The sequence below is a fragment of the Peptostreptococcus stomatis DSM 17678 genome (assembly GCF_000147675.1).
Taxonomy (GTDB): Bacteria; Bacillota; Clostridia; order Peptostreptococcales; family Peptostreptococcaceae; genus Peptostreptococcus; species Peptostreptococcus stomatis.
In genome coordinates this window covers 1-20,253 of sequence record NZ_ADGQ01000062.1, presented here as the reverse complement: position 1 = coordinate 20,253, position 20,253 = coordinate 1, and the positions used below count along the sequence as shown (strand labels likewise).

14 protein-coding genes and 1 riboswitch are annotated in these 20,253 nt (G+C 34.1%); of the genes, 12 read left to right on the top strand and 2 right to left on the bottom strand.

Annotated features, from left to right (window positions below; all coding sequences use genetic code 11):
- Positions 1-119 precede the first annotated feature (119 nt).
- From HMPREF0634_RS06990 to HMPREF0634_RS06970, 5 genes are all read left to right on the top strand, one after another.
- Entirely contained in the window at positions 120-1,790 is a 1,671-nt protein-coding gene (locus HMPREF0634_RS06990; RefSeq protein ID WP_007790300.1) for a ribonuclease J, read from the top strand.
- 190 nt (positions 1,791-1,980) lie between these two features.
- On the top strand, positions 1,981-2,613 hold the full coding sequence (locus HMPREF0634_RS06985) for a site-2 protease family protein (RefSeq protein ID WP_007790293.1): 633 nt from the start codon (positions 1,981-1,983) through the stop codon (positions 2,611-2,613).
- Positions 2,614-2,625: 12 nt separating this feature from the next.
- Positions 2,626-3,387 carry a segregation and condensation protein A gene (locus HMPREF0634_RS06980; protein WP_007790304.1) on the top strand — a complete coding sequence of 254 codons (762 nt, stop codon included), beginning with the start codon at positions 2,626-2,628 and terminating at the stop codon, positions 3,385-3,387.
- Positions 3,384-3,902 carry an SMC-Scp complex subunit ScpB gene (scpB, locus tag HMPREF0634_RS06975; protein WP_007790281.1) on the top strand — a complete coding sequence of 173 codons (519 nt, stop codon included), beginning with the start codon at positions 3,384-3,386 and terminating at the stop codon, positions 3,900-3,902. Before HMPREF0634_RS06980 ends, scpB begins: the two co-directional genes overlap by 4 nt.
- A 36-nt stretch (positions 3,903-3,938) precedes the next feature.
- Positions 3,939-4,688 (top strand): NAD-dependent protein deacylase, encoded by a 750-nt coding sequence (locus HMPREF0634_RS06970; RefSeq protein ID WP_007790318.1) that lies wholly within the window; start codon positions 3,939-3,941, stop codon positions 4,686-4,688.
- 87 nt (positions 4,689-4,775) lie between these two features.
- Here HMPREF0634_RS06970 and HMPREF0634_RS06965 read toward each other — a convergent pair whose 3' ends face one another.
- Complete coding sequence (locus HMPREF0634_RS06965; RefSeq protein ID WP_007790291.1) at positions 4,776-5,216, bottom strand: MarR family winged helix-turn-helix transcriptional regulator; 441 nt, start codon at positions 5,214-5,216, stop codon at positions 4,776-4,778.
- Positions 5,217-5,543: 327 nt separating this feature from the next.
- Between HMPREF0634_RS06965 and HMPREF0634_RS06960 the strand changes: the two genes are divergently transcribed.
- Together HMPREF0634_RS06960 and HMPREF0634_RS06955 are read left to right on the top strand one after the other, a co-directional pair.
- Entirely contained in the window at positions 5,544-7,058 is a 1,515-nt protein-coding gene (locus HMPREF0634_RS06960; RefSeq protein ID WP_007790279.1) for an SH3 domain-containing protein, read from the top strand.
- 102 nt (positions 7,059-7,160) lie between these two features.
- Positions 7,161-7,329, top strand: a riboswitch (Lysine riboswitch).
- 112 nt (positions 7,330-7,441) lie between these two features.
- The gene (locus tag HMPREF0634_RS06955) at positions 7,442-9,202 is read left to right on the top strand and encodes a Na+/H+ antiporter NhaC family protein (protein WP_007790277.1); all 1,761 of its coding nucleotides are present in this window, start codon (positions 7,442-7,444) and stop codon (positions 9,200-9,202) included.
- Positions 9,203-9,331: 129 nt separating this feature from the next.
- Here HMPREF0634_RS06955 and HMPREF0634_RS06950 read toward each other — a convergent pair whose 3' ends face one another.
- The gene (locus HMPREF0634_RS06950; RefSeq protein WP_040565878.1) at positions 9,332-9,886 is read right to left on the bottom strand and encodes a hypothetical protein; all 555 of its coding nucleotides are present in this window, start codon (positions 9,884-9,886) and stop codon (positions 9,332-9,334) included.
- A 205-nt stretch (positions 9,887-10,091) separates the two neighbouring features.
- Between HMPREF0634_RS06950 and HMPREF0634_RS06945 the strand changes: the two genes are divergently transcribed.
- From HMPREF0634_RS06945 to HMPREF0634_RS09395, 5 genes are all read left to right on the top strand, one after another.
- Entirely contained in the window at positions 10,092-10,766 is a 675-nt protein-coding gene (locus HMPREF0634_RS06945) for a response regulator transcription factor (RefSeq protein ID WP_007790322.1), read from the top strand.
- A complete protein-coding gene (locus tag HMPREF0634_RS06940) occupies positions 10,753-12,030 on the top strand; it encodes a sensor histidine kinase (RefSeq protein ID WP_007790320.1) in 1,278 nt (425 codons plus the stop codon). Before HMPREF0634_RS06945 ends, HMPREF0634_RS06940 begins: the two co-directional genes overlap by 14 nt.
- 164 nt (positions 12,031-12,194) lie before the next feature.
- Positions 12,195-12,512, top strand: a complete 318-nt coding sequence (trxA, locus tag HMPREF0634_RS06935) for a thioredoxin (protein WP_007790306.1) — start codon at positions 12,195-12,197, stop codon at positions 12,510-12,512.
- 365 nt (positions 12,513-12,877) lie between these two features.
- Entirely contained in the window at positions 12,878-17,596 is a 4,719-nt protein-coding gene (locus tag HMPREF0634_RS06930; protein WP_007790283.1) for a cell wall-binding repeat-containing protein, read from the top strand.
- Between the two features lie 56 nt (positions 17,597-17,652).
- The coding region (locus HMPREF0634_RS09395) for a S8 family serine peptidase (RefSeq protein ID WP_007790289.1) at positions 17,653-20,253 on the top strand (2,601 nt) is incomplete at its 3' end.

Here is a 20,253-nt window from a genome sequence, read left to right as displayed (position 1 = left end):
CCATAAATAGGTCTCCTATGTAGATAATTGGAAAAAAGTATTTAAAAAGGGGATTTTTGTGGTATTATAGTATATAGATGTTTTGTGTTCGTGAAAAATAAAAGTAAAGGAGATAAATTTTGGCAAAAAACAATAATGATATAATAAAAATTATACCTCTAGGCGGTATTAATGAAATCGGGAAAAATATGACCGTCATAGAGTATAAGGATGAGATTATAGTAATTGATGCTGGACTGAGCTTTCCAGAAGATGAATTGCTGGGTATTGATATAGTAATACCGGATATTCTTTACCTGATGAGGAATATAAACAAGGTAAAGGGTATATTTATAACGCATGGTCATGAGGACCATATAGGGGCTATCCCTTATTTACTAAAGAAGATTAATGTGCCTGTCTATGGTTCACCACTTAGTATAGAGCTGATTAGAGTAAAATTAAAAGAACATAGAATAACAAATGCTAAGTTAAATATAGTGGGACCAAGGCAGCAGATAAAGTTAAAGAATATGCAGGTTGAATTTATAAGGGTAAACCACTCTATACCAGATGCCTATTCAATAGCTGTCCACACTAACCAGGGTGTAATTTTCCATACAGGTGACTTTAAGATTGACCTAACACCTATTGATGGTCAGATGATGGATATACACAGAATATGCCAGATAAGTGATGAAGAGGGGATTCTTCTGATGATGGCGGATTCTACTAATGCAGATAAGCCAGGCTCAACTATGTCAGAAAAGAGTGTAGGAGAGGGTCTAGATAACCTCTTTAAGAGGGCGCAGGATAGTAGAATTATAGTAGCAACTTTTGCCTCTAATATACACAGGCTTCAGCAGATTGCCGAAGTGGCTAAGGTATATGGAAGGAAGGTAGCCGTATCTGGTAGGTCCATGGTAAATATTTTAGGTGTAGCCAAGGAACTTGGTTATTTAAGTACAGATGAACACATTATAGACCTTAACTCTATCCATAAGTACAAGGATAATGAATTGGTCATAATTACGACAGGATCCCAGGGAGAGCCAATGTCAGCCTTGGCGAGAATGGCTAACTCAGAACACAAAAAAGTAGAAATAAAGAAGGGTGACCTGGTAATAATTTCTGCACATCCGATCCCTGGAAATGAAAAAACAGTATCAAAGGTAATAAATTTCTTGCTTGAAAAGGGTGCTGATGTTGTATCAAGCGATATAGCTGACATACACGTATCAGGACACGCAAGACAGGAAGAATTGAAATTAATGCATGCTATAGCTAAACCAAAGTTCTTCCTACCAGTCCACGGTGAATACAAGATGTTGAAAAGACATGCTGAATTGGCCAAGGGAGTAGGAACAGACCCAGACAATATATTCATAATATCGAATGGGGATATTTTGGAGGTTGATAGGAAGTCTGCTAGAAAGAATGGACGTGTTCCATCTGGTAGAGTATTGATAGATGGTCTAGGAGTAGGAGATGTTGGTAATATAGTCCTAAGAGACAGGAAGCACCTATCAGAAGATGGTTTAATGACAATAGTAGTGACACTTTCAAAAGAAGATGGAAGAATTCTTGCTGGTCCAGATATTATATCAAGAGGTTTTGTTTATGTAAGAGAATCTGAAACCTTAATGGATGGGGCCAAGGAGATAGTATTAAATATCTTTAAGCAGTGTGAAGCAAAGAATATTAAGGAATGGGCTTATATCAAGAATACTATCAAGGATGAATTGAAAGAGTACTTGTATATAAAGACAAAGAGAAATCCTATGATACTACCTATACTTATGGAAGTATAAGTTTTACAAGCTAATTAAGATAAAAGTGGGGTCTTGCCCCACTTTTTCTATATATGTAAGGATTTTTAAAGGTAAAATGGTATAATATAAGAAAGAGTGCAGTAAACTAGTAAAAATGACCTAAATTAAGTATTACTTACCAGATTATTATGAAGTTCTGTACATCTCATAGAGAGGAGTAAATTTATAGATGAGTTTAAGTTTTTTAAATAGTGTGCCTGAATTTTTTGCATCAATTCTGGGAATACTATTTGCAATATCTATACATGAATTTGGACACGCATTTGTAGCCTACCTAAATGGTGATGATACAGCCAAGCGTGCAGGAAGGATGAATATAAACCCAACGAGTCACATAGACCCATTCGGTATGCTGATGATGTTTTTAGTTCACTTTGGTTGGGCAAAACCTGTTCCAGTTAATCCTTATAATTACAAGAATGAAAAACTAGGTAATATAACGGTTTCTTTAGCTGGTATAGGCTTTAACTTGATATCAGCCTTTATATTTGTTATGATATATAAATTTTCTAATGAGTGGAATTTACTAGGTTTTGTGAACCAGGAGACTATGCTGATGGTAACTAGGTCTCTGGTAATGTATAACGTTGGTTTTGCAGCCTTTAATATACTGCCTATACCACCACTTGACGGTTGGAGCCTTATATCTACCTTCTTACCAAGAAGGATTGTATATAGGGCATATGAATATTCAAGATATACTTTTATAATTTTTGTAGTTTTGATAATGACAAATATTTTAGGTTTTATATTGAATCCTATTTATACAGTATTTTTTAACCTAGTAACGATATTTATCTAGTAGGGGGTAGGTATGGATTATAGCATACAAACAAAAAAATATGAGGTGCCAATGGAGCTCTTGTTTGACCTAATAAGTAGGAATAAAATAGATATTAGGGATATATCAATAGTGGAGATAACCAACCAGTATATGGAGTATGTAGATCATGTTAAGTCTATAGACATGGACTTGGCTAGTGATTTTATCATGATGGCTACCAGGCTTTTGGAGATAAAGTCCAGGTATATCCTATATCTAAGGGATAAGGGGGAAGACAAGCAGGACCCAAGACAGGAATTGATAGACCAAATTGAAGAATACAAAAAATATAGGCAGATAGCAGAATACCTAAAGGATAATATCAAGGAGTATGACAACAAATTTTATCGTCAACAAGAGGACTATGATATGGAAGATGATGAAGAAAACCTAGACCTATCCAAGATCAACTTTGATGAAATTGAGGCCATCCTTCCTGACTTGTTCAAAATTCTAGAAGAAGTTGAAAAAAATAACCAGGGTGACCAAGATCTTGAAAAAAATTCTAATTTAAAGAGGATAGTAGAAAATAAGACTATATCTGTTGAAGATAGGATTGTATCGCTTAGGTCTAAGATAAACAAGTCTAGGAGGCTTAGTTTTATTCAGAGTCTTGATAATCCAGATAAGAAGGAGGTAATAGCAAGCTTCTTGGCCATGCTAGAACTCATTAAACTAAAGGAAATAGAAATTATCCAGGACAAGCCTAATAAGGACATAATAATTATTAAGAGGGAGGGCAAGGACGATTGAGAAGAAGTCAGATAAAAAATATAATTGAAGCCATCTTATTCTCATACGCAAAACCCGTCAGTATTGAAGAACTAAATATGGCCATAAATGAGGAGCTATCACCTAAGGAGATAGAGATCATGCTCCATAAGTTGATAGATGAATACAAGGAAAATGACAGGGGCATCCAGATAATAAGGATAGAAGACAAGTACCAGATGTGCTCTAATGAAGAATATGCTCCCTACATCAAGAAACTAGTTGAACCTGGTAAAAAGAGGTCCCTGAGTCAGGCTACCTTAGAAACCCTGATAATAATTGCCTACAAGCAACCCATCACAAAGAATGATATAGAGGCTATTAGGGGGGTTAAGTGTGACAAGGTCCTAAAAACCCTTTTGGATAATGACCTAATCTATGAAGCGGGAAGGTTGAACAAGATTGGTAAACCTATTATTTATAAGACTAGCCAGGAATTTTTAAAGGTACTTGAAATAGAGTCACTTGATGACCTGCCAAAACTGGCCAGTGAATAAAAGTAAGATTTATAAAAAGGTTAAGGAGGTATTAGTATGGATAATTTAGAAGAAAAGATCATATCACTGAGGGATATGATTAAGGATTCAGATAATATAGTATTTTTTGGTGGGGCAGGTGTTTCTACGGAATCTGATATACCTGACTTCAGAAGTTCAGATGGACTATTCAGCAAGAAATTAAATAAACACTTTAGTCCGGAGCAGTTAGTATCCCATACCTTCTATGTCCATTATCCAGAAGACTTTTATGCCTTTTATAAGGACAAACTTATATACCCAGATGCAAGACCTAACAAGGCCCACAAGGCCTTGGCCTACCTTGAAAAAATTGGTAAGTTAAGGGCAGTGGTAACACAAAATATAGATGGTCTCCACCAAATGGCAGGCAGTAAAAATGTCTTGGAACTACATGGTAGTGTTAACTCGAATACCTGTCAATCATGTGGCTACAATATGGACTTAAAAGAATTTCTTGACCTGGAGGGTCTAGTCCCTAAATGCCCCAAGTGTGGTGGCTCAGTAAAGCCGGATGTTGTCCTATATGAAGAGTCACTTAATGAGGATACTATTATAAAAACAATTAAGGCTATTTCTGAAGCTGATATGTTGATTGTAGGTGGAACATCTCTAGTCGTATATCCGGCTGCAGGCTTCTTGGACTACTTCAAGGGTAGGCATATTGTTTTGATAAATAAGGCTGAGACTTCCTATGACAGGAGATCAGACCTAGTGATAAATGATTCTATAGGTAATGTTTTAGATATGGCAGTAAAAGACCTATAAAGCATAAAAAGACACCTTTTTCCAAGATGGAAAGGGTGTCTTTTAAAAATACCAGCCTAGTTGACTAGGCTAACACAAGTGTCAATATTAGTATAGCTTTTCTGCTGTTTTAACTAAGACAGACAGGCTTTTTTCTAAATTCTTTTTGAACTTTTCGTCAAATCCACTCATATTTTCAACTAGAGTTGATGTAATCCTAAATTCTTCTTCCTTCAATACCTTTTTACCATCTTCAGTGATGCCATAGAAAGTATTTCTTCTGTCTCTTGGATCTTCTTCCCTAAAAACATACCCGGCTGCAACCATTTTGTTTAGAAGTATGCATAGACTTGATGTAGAAACATAAAGATCCTTGCTCAGGTTTTTAAGCTCAATTTTTTCGTACTTACTAATCTGCTGTAACGTAAAGAACTGCTTTGAAGTAAGTTTCTGAATTTTCTTCATCCCTGTGCTTGTGACATTTTTTATTAGGTTATCGAACCTATTGAAATTCTCTAGTAAAAGTAGTGCTAATCTTCTATCTTCCATTTTGTCTCCTCCTCTTATAAAAAATTAAAATATACATAAATGAATATTGTACTAAAAAGAAATATCATAAAATATAGTATTTATAATATATTTCATAGATTAATTGTATCATATTTTAAGCGTGAAATAAAGATATTTTTTTTAATAAAATAGATTATAATATAGTTTATTGTAAAAAGTCAGAAAATAATATATTATTTAATATATTATTTATACTAATAAATAATGAAAGAAGTTAAATATGTTACTTTTTTGTAACTTAAAATGTTTACAAATTTGTAATTATTTGCTATAATAATTAGAGTACTCAGAAAGGGAGTGTTTTATTTGAATATAAAGATAGGTTTATCGGCCTTAGCTGTCCTACCATTATTTGGTGCTTCAGCCTTTGCAGCCGGACAAGTCGGAGTAATTAATTACGAATATGTAAATATTAGAGTAAATCCAGGATCAAATGAAAGTGTTAAGTTCGTCCTTAAAAAAGGAGATGAGGTGGAAATTCTTTCTAAAAGAGATTCTTGGGTAAATATTAAATTCAATAACAATGATGGTTGGGTGCAGGAATCAGCTATAGCTGAAAAAAGTGAAACTGTAAATAATATAAAGACTGCACCTGCAAGTATTACGAAGACAGTTTCTAGTAATACATTAAACCTAAGGAAAGAAGCTAATACAAAGTCATCTGTTATTCAAGTCTTGAAAAAGGGTGATAGGGTTAGAGTTCTTGAGGAGGGTTCTGCCTGGACTAAGGTAACATACAATGGTAAGACAGGTTATCTTTCAAGCAGGCTCTTATCTGCTTCATCTACTGGTTCTACGGCAAGTGCAGGTAGAAAAATGATGGTTATGGCTAACAACCTAAGTGTTAGAAAGTCTGCAAATTCCTTAAGTGAAAAGTTAGCTGACTTAAGCAGGGGAGATACTGTTGAGTATATATCTAGTACTAATGGATGGAACAAGGTACGTTATAAGGGACAGATAGGTTATGTATCTTCATATTACCTTAAGGATACTGGTGAAGAAGTAGAAAATGTAGGCCAAGATAATAATGCAGGGCAAGATAGCAGTGTAGGTAATGAGGATTTGACTATAAATACAAGTAACGGTCAGGCAAAAGCCTCAGTGGGTAATACTAACTATGTTGATATGGGTATGACTCTGGACGAACATGTTGATTTGCAGATGTCAAAAGCCGTAAATACCTTGACAGTAGGCGGATGGAGAAAGGTTACTAGAAATGAGTTAAAATCTTATATGGACCCATCAAGGTATATGGATTCTTCTAACATTATGCAGTTTGCCCTTCTTGACAGGTATACTGATGATATAACTGCGAGTCAGTTAAATGCATATTTAGCAAAATACTGTAGGTCAGGTAATGTTTTCTATAATCAGGGACAAGCCTTTATAGATGCTGCTAAAAAGAATAATATAAATGTATTGTATCTAGTTGCCCACTCTATGATAGAAACCGGTTATGGTACATCTAAGTTGGCCCAGGGTACCGTATACAATGGTAAGACTGTTTACAACTTCTTCGGTATAGGGGCAGTTGATGGAAATGCCCTAGCAGGAGGTAGTGCTACAGCCTATAATAATGGTTGGACTAGTGTAGCTGCTGGAATAGACGGGGCTGCATCATGGATAACTAATAGGTATATCCATAGTAGTAAATATCATCAGAACACGCTTTATAGCATGAAGTGGAACCCAAGTATTATATACCACCAGTATGCGACAGAAGTAAGGTGGCCAAGTTCTATAGCTAATAAGATGGCCGATATAGCTTCATACTCAAGCAATATAGGGGCAATGAGTTATAATATACCTAAGTATAGATAAATCTAAAGATTTATTAAAAGAAAATTAAATAAATATTAAAAATAAGAGAAAAAAAGACTTGCATGTCTTTAACTTTTAGTGTATACTTGCATTAGTAATTGAATAGAAGATAGAGGCGCACTTGTTATTAGTACTTGAGAAAAGGGGTAAAGCACCCACAAGGAAAGGAACAATTGCCGAAGCATACAAACAGCTTTAGGTTTGTATTGCTGGGGGTACGTAGAATATGCGTATCACTGTCACAAGTATCTTGTGTTGGGCTATCATTTGAGTATGCTTTTTGTGCCTCGGATACCCATCCGAGGCTTTTTATATGCTTTGATGTCAGAAATCTTCTATCAACAATATTACGAAAAAGGACTTATATTTTGTAGGAGGTTATTATGAACAGAAAGAATTTAAGAGTCTTGGTCATCACCCTGATGATGACGATTATGATGGCAGTGCCATCATATGCCGAAGAAATTGACAAGATTGCACAGGCAAATTCATTAAAGTTAGGAATTATAACAATTATACCGCCATTGCTAGCAATTGTCTTGGCATTTATAACAAGAAACGTTGTAATATCATTGTTTTTAGGAGTAATGTCTGGATCACTGATACTACAGCTATCAGGTGGTAGCGGTATAGTATCAGGAATAGTTTTGGCCTTCCTAGACTTTATATCTAGAGCCCTAAAATCCCTAGCAGATCCATGGAATGCTGGTATCGTATTACAGGTATTATGTATAGGTGGTGTTATCAACCTTGTAGGTAAGATGGGAGGAGCCAAGGCCGTTGCTGAGTCTCTAGCAAGAAGAGCTAAGTCAGCAAAGGGAGCACAGACTATTTCCTGGTTTTTGGGGATATTGGTATTCTTCGATGACTATGCTAATTCACTAATTGTTGGTCCAATAATGAGGCCGGTCTTTGATAAGATGAATATTTCCAGGGAAAAGTTAGCCTTTGTAATAGATGCTACTGCAGCACCAATAGCTGGTCTGGCAATCATATCGACTTGGATAGGCCTAGAAGTAGGTTTGATACATGATGCCTTTACTAGCATTCATGTAGACATAGATGCCTTTGGTGTATTTTTAAGCACTATACCATACAGGTTCTATAATATACTTATTTTGGCTTTTATATTAATTACTGCCTACATGGCTAGAGAATTTGGTCCAATGAGAAAGGCGGAATATATAGCTAGAAGAAGACAGAATATAACAACTGACCTAGACCAGGGTGTTGAAGAATTAGATGATATGGCACCAAAGGAGGGTGTTACTCTAAGTGTTTGGAATGCTATTATACCTATAGGAGTACTTATAGTCAGTTCACTAATAGCCTTCTATTATAGTGGTTATTCTACAATTATGGGTGGTGAAGATGCAAACCTAATAGCATCAATCAATGCTAGTCCGTTTTCATTCTCATCAGTAAGACAGTGTTTCTCATCTTCTGATGCTTCAGTAGCCTTATTCCAGTCTGCTATATTCTCATCTATAGTATCTATAATTATTGCAAAAATTAAGAAGATCTATACTATGTCAGAAGCTATAGAAGTTTGGGTAGATGGTATGAAGACTTTGATGATTACAGGTGTTATCTTGATACTTGCTTGGTCTCTAAGCTCAGTTATCAAGGAAGTTGGAACAGCTAAGTTCCTTATAAGGTACCTATCAGGATCACTACCACCATTCCTGCTACCAAGTATTATATTTATATTGGGAGCTGTAATTTCATTCTCAACAGGTACTGCTTACGGTACTATGGGTATCCTGATGCCTCTTGCAATACCTCTAGCGTATTCATTATCTCCAGAAATGAGCTATGTAATAGTTGCAACATCAGCAGTATTAACAGGAGCTATATTTGGTGACCACTGCTCACCAATATCTGATACAACAATCCTATCATCTATGGGAGCCGGTTGTAACCACATTGACCATGTAAATACGCAGATGCCATATGCTATATTTATTAGTGCAATTACTATAGTATTTGGTTATATACCTGCAGGTTTAGGAGTTCCATTCTATATCGTACTACCAGTAGCTATAGCAGCTTCTGCTATAGGTCTAAGATTTATAGGTAAGAGGGTAGATGTAGATGACAAGGACCTGGAAGCAAAGTTGGCTAAAGATGGTATAAACTTCTAGTTTAAATGAAAACTATATAATTTGAATTTACAGATCGCTAGCATAAAAAATCCCCCAAAAATGGGGGATGCTAACGATCTTTTATATTATTTAAATAATGAATAATATATATCTTTGAACCATATTTTTTTAGTATAGGTCCCTATGCCTTTGCAAGTATTCCTTGATAATTTCAGTAAGTAAGGGGCCTTTTTTTTGTGATATATTGGTGGCCAGGGTAGAGAAGTTTTCCCAAACCTCCTGATCTATTGTAATGGCAACCTTTTTGGCTTGCTTGATAATATCTTTTTCAATTTTAATATCAGTATTTTCTATTTGCTTAACTTGTTTTAGGGGGTCTAGGTCCTTGATTGTCATATACCAGTCATATACTTCACACAGCTTATCCAATTCGTCTTGAGTGAATGTAACCCTGCCAGTCTTATTTTTATTTCTAGGCTTAGTCTTATTCACAGCCTTAGTTTTTTCTTCAGTAAGTTTTTTGACTCCATCAACTCTTGTTTTTGATCCTAGGGTAACTCTTTTAGGAATCTTATCAGTGGAAGTCTTCTTAGTTTTATCATTTGATTTAGTCGTTTTTGAAGTTTCCTTAGACTTGGTATTTCCAGTTTTTACTCTATCTTTTTTGCTTGTGGATTTTTTTGGTTCAAGTAGCTCATTAAAAGTTATTTGCTTATTAGACATAGTTGACCTCCTATCTATATTCCTGACTATTATATCATATATTATAGGGTGGATGTATGGATATTTTGCTCTATTAATGATAAAATAGGTTTATATAGTGTTTTGAATGCTGAAATTTTTAATAGTATATGATAATGATATGGGAATAAGTCTAGTTAAAGTCTAGACATTATTATTTATACTTGAGTATTGATGGGGGGAAGTTATGAAAATATTAATAGTTGAAGACAATAAGACGATACAAAAGGATATAGAAAAGGAGTTATCTAAGCACTTTGATACAGAAACATGCGGAGATGGTGAGGAAGGTCTTTACCTAATTTCACAGGGTATATATGACTTGGTTATATTGGACCTAATGTTGCCAAATATGGGTGGTATAGAAATATTAAACCAGGCCAGAAAGGATGGTATAGATACACCAATCCTAATATTGACAGCCAAGGAGGCCCTTGATGACAAGGTTGAAGCCTTTACTCTTGGTGCCAATGATTACTTGACTAAGCCATTTTATATGGATGAGCTAGTGGCCAGGGTGTATGCCATACTTAGGACAAATGGGAAAATAAAGGACAAGAAGTACCTAGAATTCAAGGACTTGAGAATAGATTCTGAAAAGAATAGTGTCTATATAAATGACGAGGAGATAGAGTTACAGAATAAGCAGTTTAAACTCCTAGAGTATTTTGTCTTGAATAAGGGGTCAATCCTCTTAAAGGAGCAGATATATGATAGAATCTGGGGTATAGATTCGGATGCTACTATAGAGATTGTAGAGGTGTATGTGAGTAATCTAAGAAAAAAATTGTCCAAATATGACTATGATAAATATATAAAGACAAAGAGAAAGGTTGGTTACATATTGGATGATAAACAATAATGTTTTTGATAGGACCAAAAGAAATCTGACTTTGACCATTATGTGTGTAGTAGAAGTCTTTATGATTTTGGTTAGTTGTTTTATATACAATTATTTCAGTATTAGCTTGATTGGTGGTATTGATAATAATTTAGCTGAAGAATTTCACTTTATCAAGGACCAATACAGTAAGGATTCGATACTAGAACCTATAAGCCTTCAAGACCCAAAGGATATCCTATACATATATAAGGGTGATACCCTCCTATACTATACTAGGAATAGGTATTTTGGTATTAGCATTCCAAAAGAAAATCTGGGTAAAGAGGAGGGCTTTGTATACGAAAATATAAACGGATATAATTTTAGGAGTCTTGTGGTCAAGGAGGAAAATGGTTATAAGTACAAGATAATGAGGAATATTGACTCAGAAATATTAAGTTTGGGCAATATGGTGACTCTTTTGATACTTGTTGACATACTATCTTTATTGCTTGTATATATAATAGCTAGATATCTATCCAGCAAGGCCCTTAAGCCTATAGAAACATCTTGGAACAACCAGGTTAAGTTTGTCCAGGATGCATCACATGAACTAAGGACTCCAGTTGCCATAATCCAGTCTAAGCTGGAATCATTATTGAAACAACCGGATGTTACCATAGAAGATGAGGCAGAGACTATAGCAGTGGCCATGAGAGAAACCAGGCAGCTAAAGAAAATGATTAATGAACTCTTGTCTCTGACTAAGGAGGAGTCAATAGTCAAGCTCAATATTGGCAGGGTAGATATAGAAGCCTTGTTCAAGGAGACCTTTGAAAGCTACATTGAAATTGCGGACTACCAGGACAAGTCTTTTGACTATCAGATTAAGATGAAGAATAGTATTATATATACTGACAAGACTAAACTTAACCAATTAATCAGAATACTTGTAGACAATGCCTTCAAGTATACTGAGGCTGGTGATAAAATATCTATCACAGCCAGTGAAAAGGGCAGGGACAGGGTTTTGATTTTGGTTGAAGATACTGGTATAGGAATATCTGAAAAGGACCAAAAGAGAATATTTGAGAGGTTCTTTAGGAGTGACTCGGTAAGGGCAACTGAAGTAGAAGGTTCAGGTATAGGCCTATCAATAGCCAAGTTGATAGCAACAACCCTATATGGAAACATAAGGGTCAAATCAAAACTAGGTCAGGGTACTAGCTTTACTATTGACATACCTAAGGGTAAGCCAGTAAAACCTAAGCCAAAGGCTGAGAAAGTAAAGCAAAGTAAATAAAGTTTGCAATTTGAAATTGAAGTGAATATTTTTGTATGAATCTTGAAAAATGTACGAAAAATGTTTTAAAAGTTTTTTTCAGGTATTATAAGAATATTAGTGTACTTACTCAAAAATATTTGATAAAATGTTATTTGATAAATATGATTTAGGAGGAAATAAAAATGGCAAATGTAATTAAGGCACAGGATTTTGTAAAGAACGTAAAGGAAAATGAAGGAGTAGCTGTTGTTGACTTTTTTGCAACTTGGTGTGGTCCATGTAACATGTTAGGACCAGTTTTTGCTCAAGTAGCTGAAGAACAGAAGGACGTAGCTTATTTCGCAAAGGTTGATGTTGATGAAAGTATGGAGTTGGCTCAGGAATTTGGTGTAAGTACTGTACCAACAGTAATTTTCTTCAAGGGTGGTAAGGAAGTTAGCAGAGAAATAGGTTTTATGCCTAAGGAAAAGATTGAATCAATACTAGCTGGACTTAAGTAGTTTGTTCAGTTTATCTGATGATTTGTAAATTTAATATAGGTGAGATTACACATTCGTAGATCTCAAATTAATGGAGGTTATGCATTCAAGAAATAAGTAAATGAAAGCATAACCTCTCTTTATTAGTATAATTTTTTATCTAGTCTAAAATAAGATGATTTGTATTACTATATTTTTAATAAAATGAAAATATAAAATAATAGATGATAGTAATAATAACTTGCATTTATTATCAAGCTATGCTAGAATATGTTTGGTAGAAATCTGTTTATAATAAGAACCAAGGTAGCGCTACTATAAGAATTATAAAAACGTTTTCTGCTAAAAAGCATATTAAATATTGTTGTAAAACGTAGGAGGAAGTTATGCTTAATAAAAAATATAACATAAGCAAGAAAATGGTATCTGTTGCCTTGTCTTTAATAATGTCAACAGGAACCCTTGTACCAGGTTTTGCTGAAAGCAATCATATTAAAAGCCATGCAAATGTTGGCATTTTACAAAATGGAAAAGAGGAGAGTGAAGCCAAAACCAAGTTAAGAAAACTAGTAGAAAAGATTATATCTGATAAGAGTATCCTTGATAGATATTTAGGTACCATATTTATCAAAACAGTAGACAATGGAACACCTTTTGATGTATTTAGCGATGGTAGTAGAATGAATGAAACTGCAATTCAGGATACACCATGGTGGAAGTTGTGGCAAGAAGCATATCGTATAAATGGAAAATTGGAAAATTTAACAGATGCAGAAGCTAAATCACTCTATGATAATTTAATGATTGAAATAAATGCTATGTATTTTCCACTGTCTAATGAACTTAAAGCAGATGGATACTATGAAGGTAGAGAGGCAGATTTTGACATATATAAAGTTACCAGTGTAAATTCTTATACTCCGGCTCAAGATATATATGTTAAGGGAGAAAATAATTCGGAAATAAAAAAACTGTTTGGAGTTGTTGCCGTAGTTAAATCTGGAAATGAACATGATATCATGCTCTCCATGAAAAAAGAAATGGTTAAGTCTATCAAGCACATTTCCTTTAATGGAATATCAACTGTCAGGCCGATTACTGCTATAAAACCAATTGAGGAAGATAGTGATATTGCAATGTTTAGTGTCACAGTACCTGGAGAAGTTGGACCTGAAAATTTAGTGGTAAACAGCTTAAAATACATAAACAATAATAATCAAGAAATTACTATAAGTGAACCATTTGGTATTGATATAAAATATAGTCAATTAAAAAAAGTAAATACGTCTCTAAAAGACAAAAGACCACAAGGCTATGTTGAAAATAAGATTCAGGCTTGGATGAAGAGAGGCGAAGCCATAAAACGTGAGATAATGGATCTTACTGAGAGTAGGAAGATAGATGATGCTTTACGTGAGATTAGAGACTTTAGAGATATGGGCGAGGAAGATTTAACCAGTCTATATAAAATTGTTAAGCCTATATATTATGCGGAATATAAAGAAACCGCAAGAGGAATATTGAGAAAAAAACTTAGTCAGCAGAAAAGTAGCTTAGACAGTTCTGTTTATTCTCCTGAAATCTATACTAAAGAGAGTCTAGAAACTTTTAAAAGTGAACTTGAACGTATAAACAGAAGTATGGATAATAAGGATTTGTCAGATCTTGTTGGAGATGTGGCTAGGACCACTAATTTAAGCTTCACAGTTCTACGTTATAATACTGAAAAATTGCAGGGTTTGTATGATAAAGTCAAAGATAGAGTTGATCTAAGAGATCGTTATGAATCTGATTCATATGTAAAATTTTTAGTGGCTTTTACTAAGGCAGAAAAATGGCTAAATACTACTAAGAAGACTATGCCGGTTCCTAATGATACCAAAGAAATTTATGATGAATTAAAGAAGGCTGCGAATTCTTTGAAAAGAAAAGATGGAAGCAGTGATGATTTAATTGAAGATGACAAAGACAAGAATCAAGAAAAAGATGCTATATATGATGTTAAGGTAAATTTACAAAAACCAAATGGAAATGTGAATACTGACTTTTCTCAATTTATAAACAAAGATGCAAAGTATATTATAAAAGAAGGTGGAAAAAACAAGAAATTAGTTTTATATTTAAAACCTATTATGAACGGGAATAAAATTGATAAATTAATTACAGAATTTCAATATTCAAGAAGAAATATACTTCAACCAGCTAACACAATTACAAGTAAAAAATTTAAATTTGATTTTATAGACGGAACAAAAAGCTTGTATAGTCCAGAAAAAATAGAATTAGACGTAGATGGCAAGCAAGACCTTCTGCCTATAGATATAACATATTATGATTCCAAGGGAAATATAGATGTAAAACGTTATATTACTGATAATAAGTTAAGCATCAACTATGATGAAAAGATTAAAACAGATGATGAAAATCTTAAACCTGACAATGGGAATGGTAATAATGAAGAGCCAAATATACCAGGTAATAATGAATCTAAGGATTATACAGTAAATGTTAAGTTTTTACATGAAAATGGTCATTCTGAGAGTCATGCTGCATCTGCACTTATAAACAGGGCCAAGCTAAGCATTAAGGGTTCAGATAAAATATTGACACTGAAGTTAAGACCACTTTTGGGAGAAGGTGGAAACCCTACAGGAGTAATATCAAAAATATACTACTTTGAAGGAAATCAAAAGAGTGGTAAAAAGCTTGAGGGAAAGAACAAAAAATTAGCTAGAATTAGAATGAAGTATCAGTCAGTGGACAAGGAATACGAATATCCAACAGAAGTTGAAATACCGGTAGATGCTTCAACTCAAAAGCTGTATTTGAATCTTGACTCTGCTACACCAGTTTTTGGAGATAAAAATCACGAACATACAGTAGTCTTAGACATAGATTATGCTAAAAAAACTGATGGATACAATGATAGTGAAGTGGATAAGACTCAGTTAATAAACTTGATTAATGGAATAAACAAGGATTATTATGAAGTCTATAAGAATATCATACCTGAAAAACCTTATGAAAACTTGATGTCTGCTTATAAGAATGCAATATCAGTTAGAAATAATAATAATGCCACTAATGATGAAGTAAGTCAGGCATATAAAAATCTATTTAATTCTATTAAAAAACCGAATTTGTATATAGAATTAGATATAGTCAAAAAACAGGCAGATGCTGATTTAAAATCAGAATCAGAATCTGGGAAGTATACTCAAGATAGCATCAAAGAAGCGAAGAAATTTGCAGAGGATAGATATAAAGAGCTAAAAGAATATCTTGCAAGAGATGATATACAAGATTCCAAAATAGATGATTACAAGTATGATATTCAGCACTCACCTGATAGACTAAGATATGATACTAGTGAATTGGAAAAGGTAATAAGCGAAGCAGAAGGAAAATTAAATTCTGACAAATATACTGATGAAACAGTGGAGTATCTAAAGGACAAATTGACTGATGCTAAAAATTATCTTAAAGAGGCTAAGAGTAAGAATGGACAGGACAAAAGGTCTGATCTAATTAAGGCAATAGATAAAGCTATCAAGTCTCTAATAGAAAAAAAGGAAAAAGGTTCTAGCCAGGCAAGGAAATCCTTGGAGAGCAAGGTAAATATGGCTAAGAAAATAGAACAAGGCAAAAAATCTAAAGAAGCCTACGATGAACTTAATAAGGTGATAAATGAGTCTGTAAATATATTAAACACATCTGAGAATAATGACGACTATAATAAACAGATAGAAAAACTAGAAAAAGCAATCGAAAAGTTTAAATCATCTGAGGATGTAAAAAAAGATAACACAGATGAAAAGAAAGAAAAGGAAAATGAAAAATCTGACAAGAAAAGTATTGATGCAAAGATAATGGATGAGGACAATAAGGAATCAATGGCAGATATTTTCTTAAAAGATCATAAGGTCCTAACAACATATGACAAGGATAAAGATCAAACCACATATGAATTAACATTCAGAAGGTATGATGAGAATAAACCTAGTGTAGGTAAATTATATGTTAAAAATGGTGAATACTTTAAAGAAGCCAATCTTGTAAAGGAAGATAAGGGAGTAAATACTTTTAAATTTACTAGGGAGAGTAAACCTGAGAGAATCATAATCATAAAAATGTTTATTCCTGCTATGAATACGGAAAAGACTGCCAAGCTAACACTTAATGTAAAGAATGAAAATACAAAGTCTGAAATTAGCAGTCTAGAAGGTGAAAACAGGTATGATACTGCTAGTAAAATAAGTAAAATATTATACCCAAATACAAATAAGAAGGCTGTCTTGGCATCCGGTCAAGTAACTGTAGATGCTCTATCAACTTCACTGTTTGCAAAGAAGAAAGGGGCACCAATACTACTAACTAAGACTTCTTATCTGCCAAGTGAGACTATAAGAGAGTTAAAAAGACTAGGGGTCAGTGAGGTGAGCATAGTTGGTGGATATAATACTATCAACAGACAGGTTACTGATGAATTAAGAACTATGGGTATCAGCACTGAAAGAATTTACGGTAAGGATAGGTATGATACAGCTAGAGAATTAGCAAAAAAATCAAACTCAGATCTTAAGAAGTTGGTTATAGTAAATGGAGTTAATTATGCGGATGCTATTTCTATGTCCGGTTATTGTGCTCAGAATGACTACAATATGATTTTAACAAATGGTAAGAGTTTGTCTGATAGTGATATGTCATTGGTAAATAAAGCTGATGAAGTAATTATTGTTGGTGGATATAAATCCGTGTCAAATGACTTAGAAAGAAAGCTAGAAATGGCTGCTAAAAAGATTAGGAGGATTAGTGGATACGATAGGTATGAGACTTCATTAAAATTGTCAGAGGAGCTATATACTAAGTCCGATGGGATAGTTATGGCATCCGGTGATAATGATAAAATGACAGATGCTCTAGCGGGTTCTCAGTTAGCAGCTTATAAGAAAGCACCATTACAGTTAGTTTCAAATTATATGACTTCAAGACAGAGAAAATATATTGAAGATAATAAAATAAGTAATGCGACTATTCTTGGTGGAATAAACTCTATTGGTAGGTCAGTAAGAGAATCTATAAAGTCATTAATAGTAAAAAATTAGAAAAATTGATATTATAATCAAAAAATATTTTATCATAGGATACAATTTTGTATCCTATGGTAAAGTTAGGAGGCATTACAAGTGCAAAAAAAAATAAAAAATCTTGTCTGACTCTTATTCTGGCTACTTGTATGATTATAACAAATTACAGTGGTAGTATTATAGCTCATAAATCGTCAGAAAATATTGTTCAGGTTAGAGGAATGTCGTCTGATGATGTGATCACTGATGCGTTAAAGGCAAAGTTGAATAAAACTGATGGCTATATAGATAGCATGGTATATTTTAAGGATGATACATCAAATGAGGATATTCAAAAACTTAGTAAGACCATAAAAACAGAAGAGAGTAAAGACGATAAAGACAGGAAGGCTGTTATAGCTCAGCTATCTCAGACTGCTATGGAAAGTCAAGATGGCGTATTGGATTGGTTAGAGCAAGAAAAAGAATCTGGGAATGTAAAAAGTTATGAAAGTTTTTATATCATAAATGCCATACATTTGAAATCCAAAGCGAATCTAATAGAGAAATTAGCGTCTCATCCTAATATACGTAAAATAGATATAAATCAAAAAATTCAAGCTGATAATCCAATTGACAAGCAACCAAGTAATTTAGAATCTAACAGAGATGAGATTGAGTGGAATTTGAAAAATATCGGTGCAGACTTGGCTTGGAATCAGGGAGTTAGAGGTCAAGGTGTGACGGTCGGTATAATGGATTCAGCAGTAGACGCTAACCATCCTGCCTTAAAGAGAAAATTTAAAGGTTATGACCAATCAACTAATAGAGTTAATTTTGACAATAGTAATTATTTTGATGCTATTCAAGGTAAGCAGGATACTAGTGGTGTTCTTGATATGGCTCATGGAAGCCATTGTACTGGTATAGTACTGGGTTCTGAATTAAATTCAAGTGGTGAGGAATTTAATAGAATAGGTGTAGCACCTGATGCTCAATGGATTAATGCCAGAATATTTGATAGTAATTACAAGAATGTAGAACAATCAAGTTTTATAAGGGCAGCTGAATGGATGTTGGCTCCTGGAAATGACCCCTCTAAGGCACCCCAAATCATCAACAATTCATGGGGTGGTTCACAGTATTTGACAGATACCTGGTTTAAATCCACTGTAGATAGGTGGAGACAGGCCCACATCTTACCAGTATTTGCAGCTGGTAATCAGATGCCTGGTGAATCATTACCTGGTGATAGTAGTATAGTTATACCTGCGTCATACCCTGAGTCTTTTGCAGTAGGAGCAGTTGATATAATGGGTAACTTGGCTTCGTTTTCAAAAAGAGGGCCATCTCTATTTGATACAAGCCTTACAAAGCCAGAAATCTCTGCACCTGGGGTTAATGTAAGGTCCAGTATCAAAGATACTTATGCTTATATGAGCGGTACTTCAATGGCAGCCCCACATGTAGCTGGTGTTGCAGCCTTGGTAAAATCTGCAAAACAAAATCTAAATGATAGAGAGATACAAAAAATTTTAGAAGAAACTGCAACTCCAAAGACAGATTCCTACTACAAGACAGCACCTAATAATGGATACGGGCATGGAATTGTCAATGCTTATGCTGCAGTCGTAAAGGCAATGGATAAAGAAATAGGAACTATTAGGGGAAAAGTAACCTCTGATGGAAAACCAGTAGAAGCTGAGATAAGTGTAGAAGGTACAGATATTAAGGTTAAGAGTAGTTCTTCGAGTGGTGAATTTTTCCTTGTATATCCGTCAGAGGGGGATATAAAAATATCTTGCAAGGCATTTGGATATAATTCTATAGACAAAACAATTAAAATTAACAAAGAAAATACTACTCATGTAGACTTTGATATGGTTAAGAAACCTACAAAAAATTTGGAGGGGAGTGTTAGTGACAAATCAGGCACAAAATTATCTGATGTAAATGTATATTTAGTAGAAGATGCTACAACTGAGATTGAACTAACAGGAAATGATGGAAGGTTTAGCATCAAAGATGTTCCAGTAGGTGAATATACACTCAGAGCCTTTAAGCACGGATATAAATTCTATGAAAAAAAGGTAACACTTGATGAAAATTCAAGCGATTTTGATATAAACTTGGAAGACAAGAATGATTTAGATGAAGTTGAACTTTATTATGATAATGGTAAGGAAAACGAAAATGGAAAAAATCAGGTTGTTGGCATAAATGGTGATTTAGGAGTAGCAGTTTCATTCAAACCAAAGAAAAAGGCTACCTTGAGTAAAGTTAAGGTTAGGTTTGCTAGCGATATAGAGAATACGGGAACTTCTGCTATGATTTCTGTTGTGAAATTTGATAAAAATAATCGTATTAAAACATTATTAATGCCATTAAAAGTCAGACATTTGAATGTATTTGGTGATACGGAAATTGATTTGGAAAAGTATAATATACAAGTAGACGGAGAGTACTATGTTGTTATAGAACCGGACAAGGATACGAATAAATCTATTGTGGTTGCTCTTGACAGAACGGCTAGCAAGATGAAGAAATATTCATATCAAGTTGACAGAGGCTATTTCAGGTCTTATGATAGTCTAGATAATAAAAAAGGGGCTCTTATGATAAGATCAATAATATCATACGAAGAGGGAGCCAGTGATATAGATTATGATAGCAATGGTGATGATCAGAAGCACAAG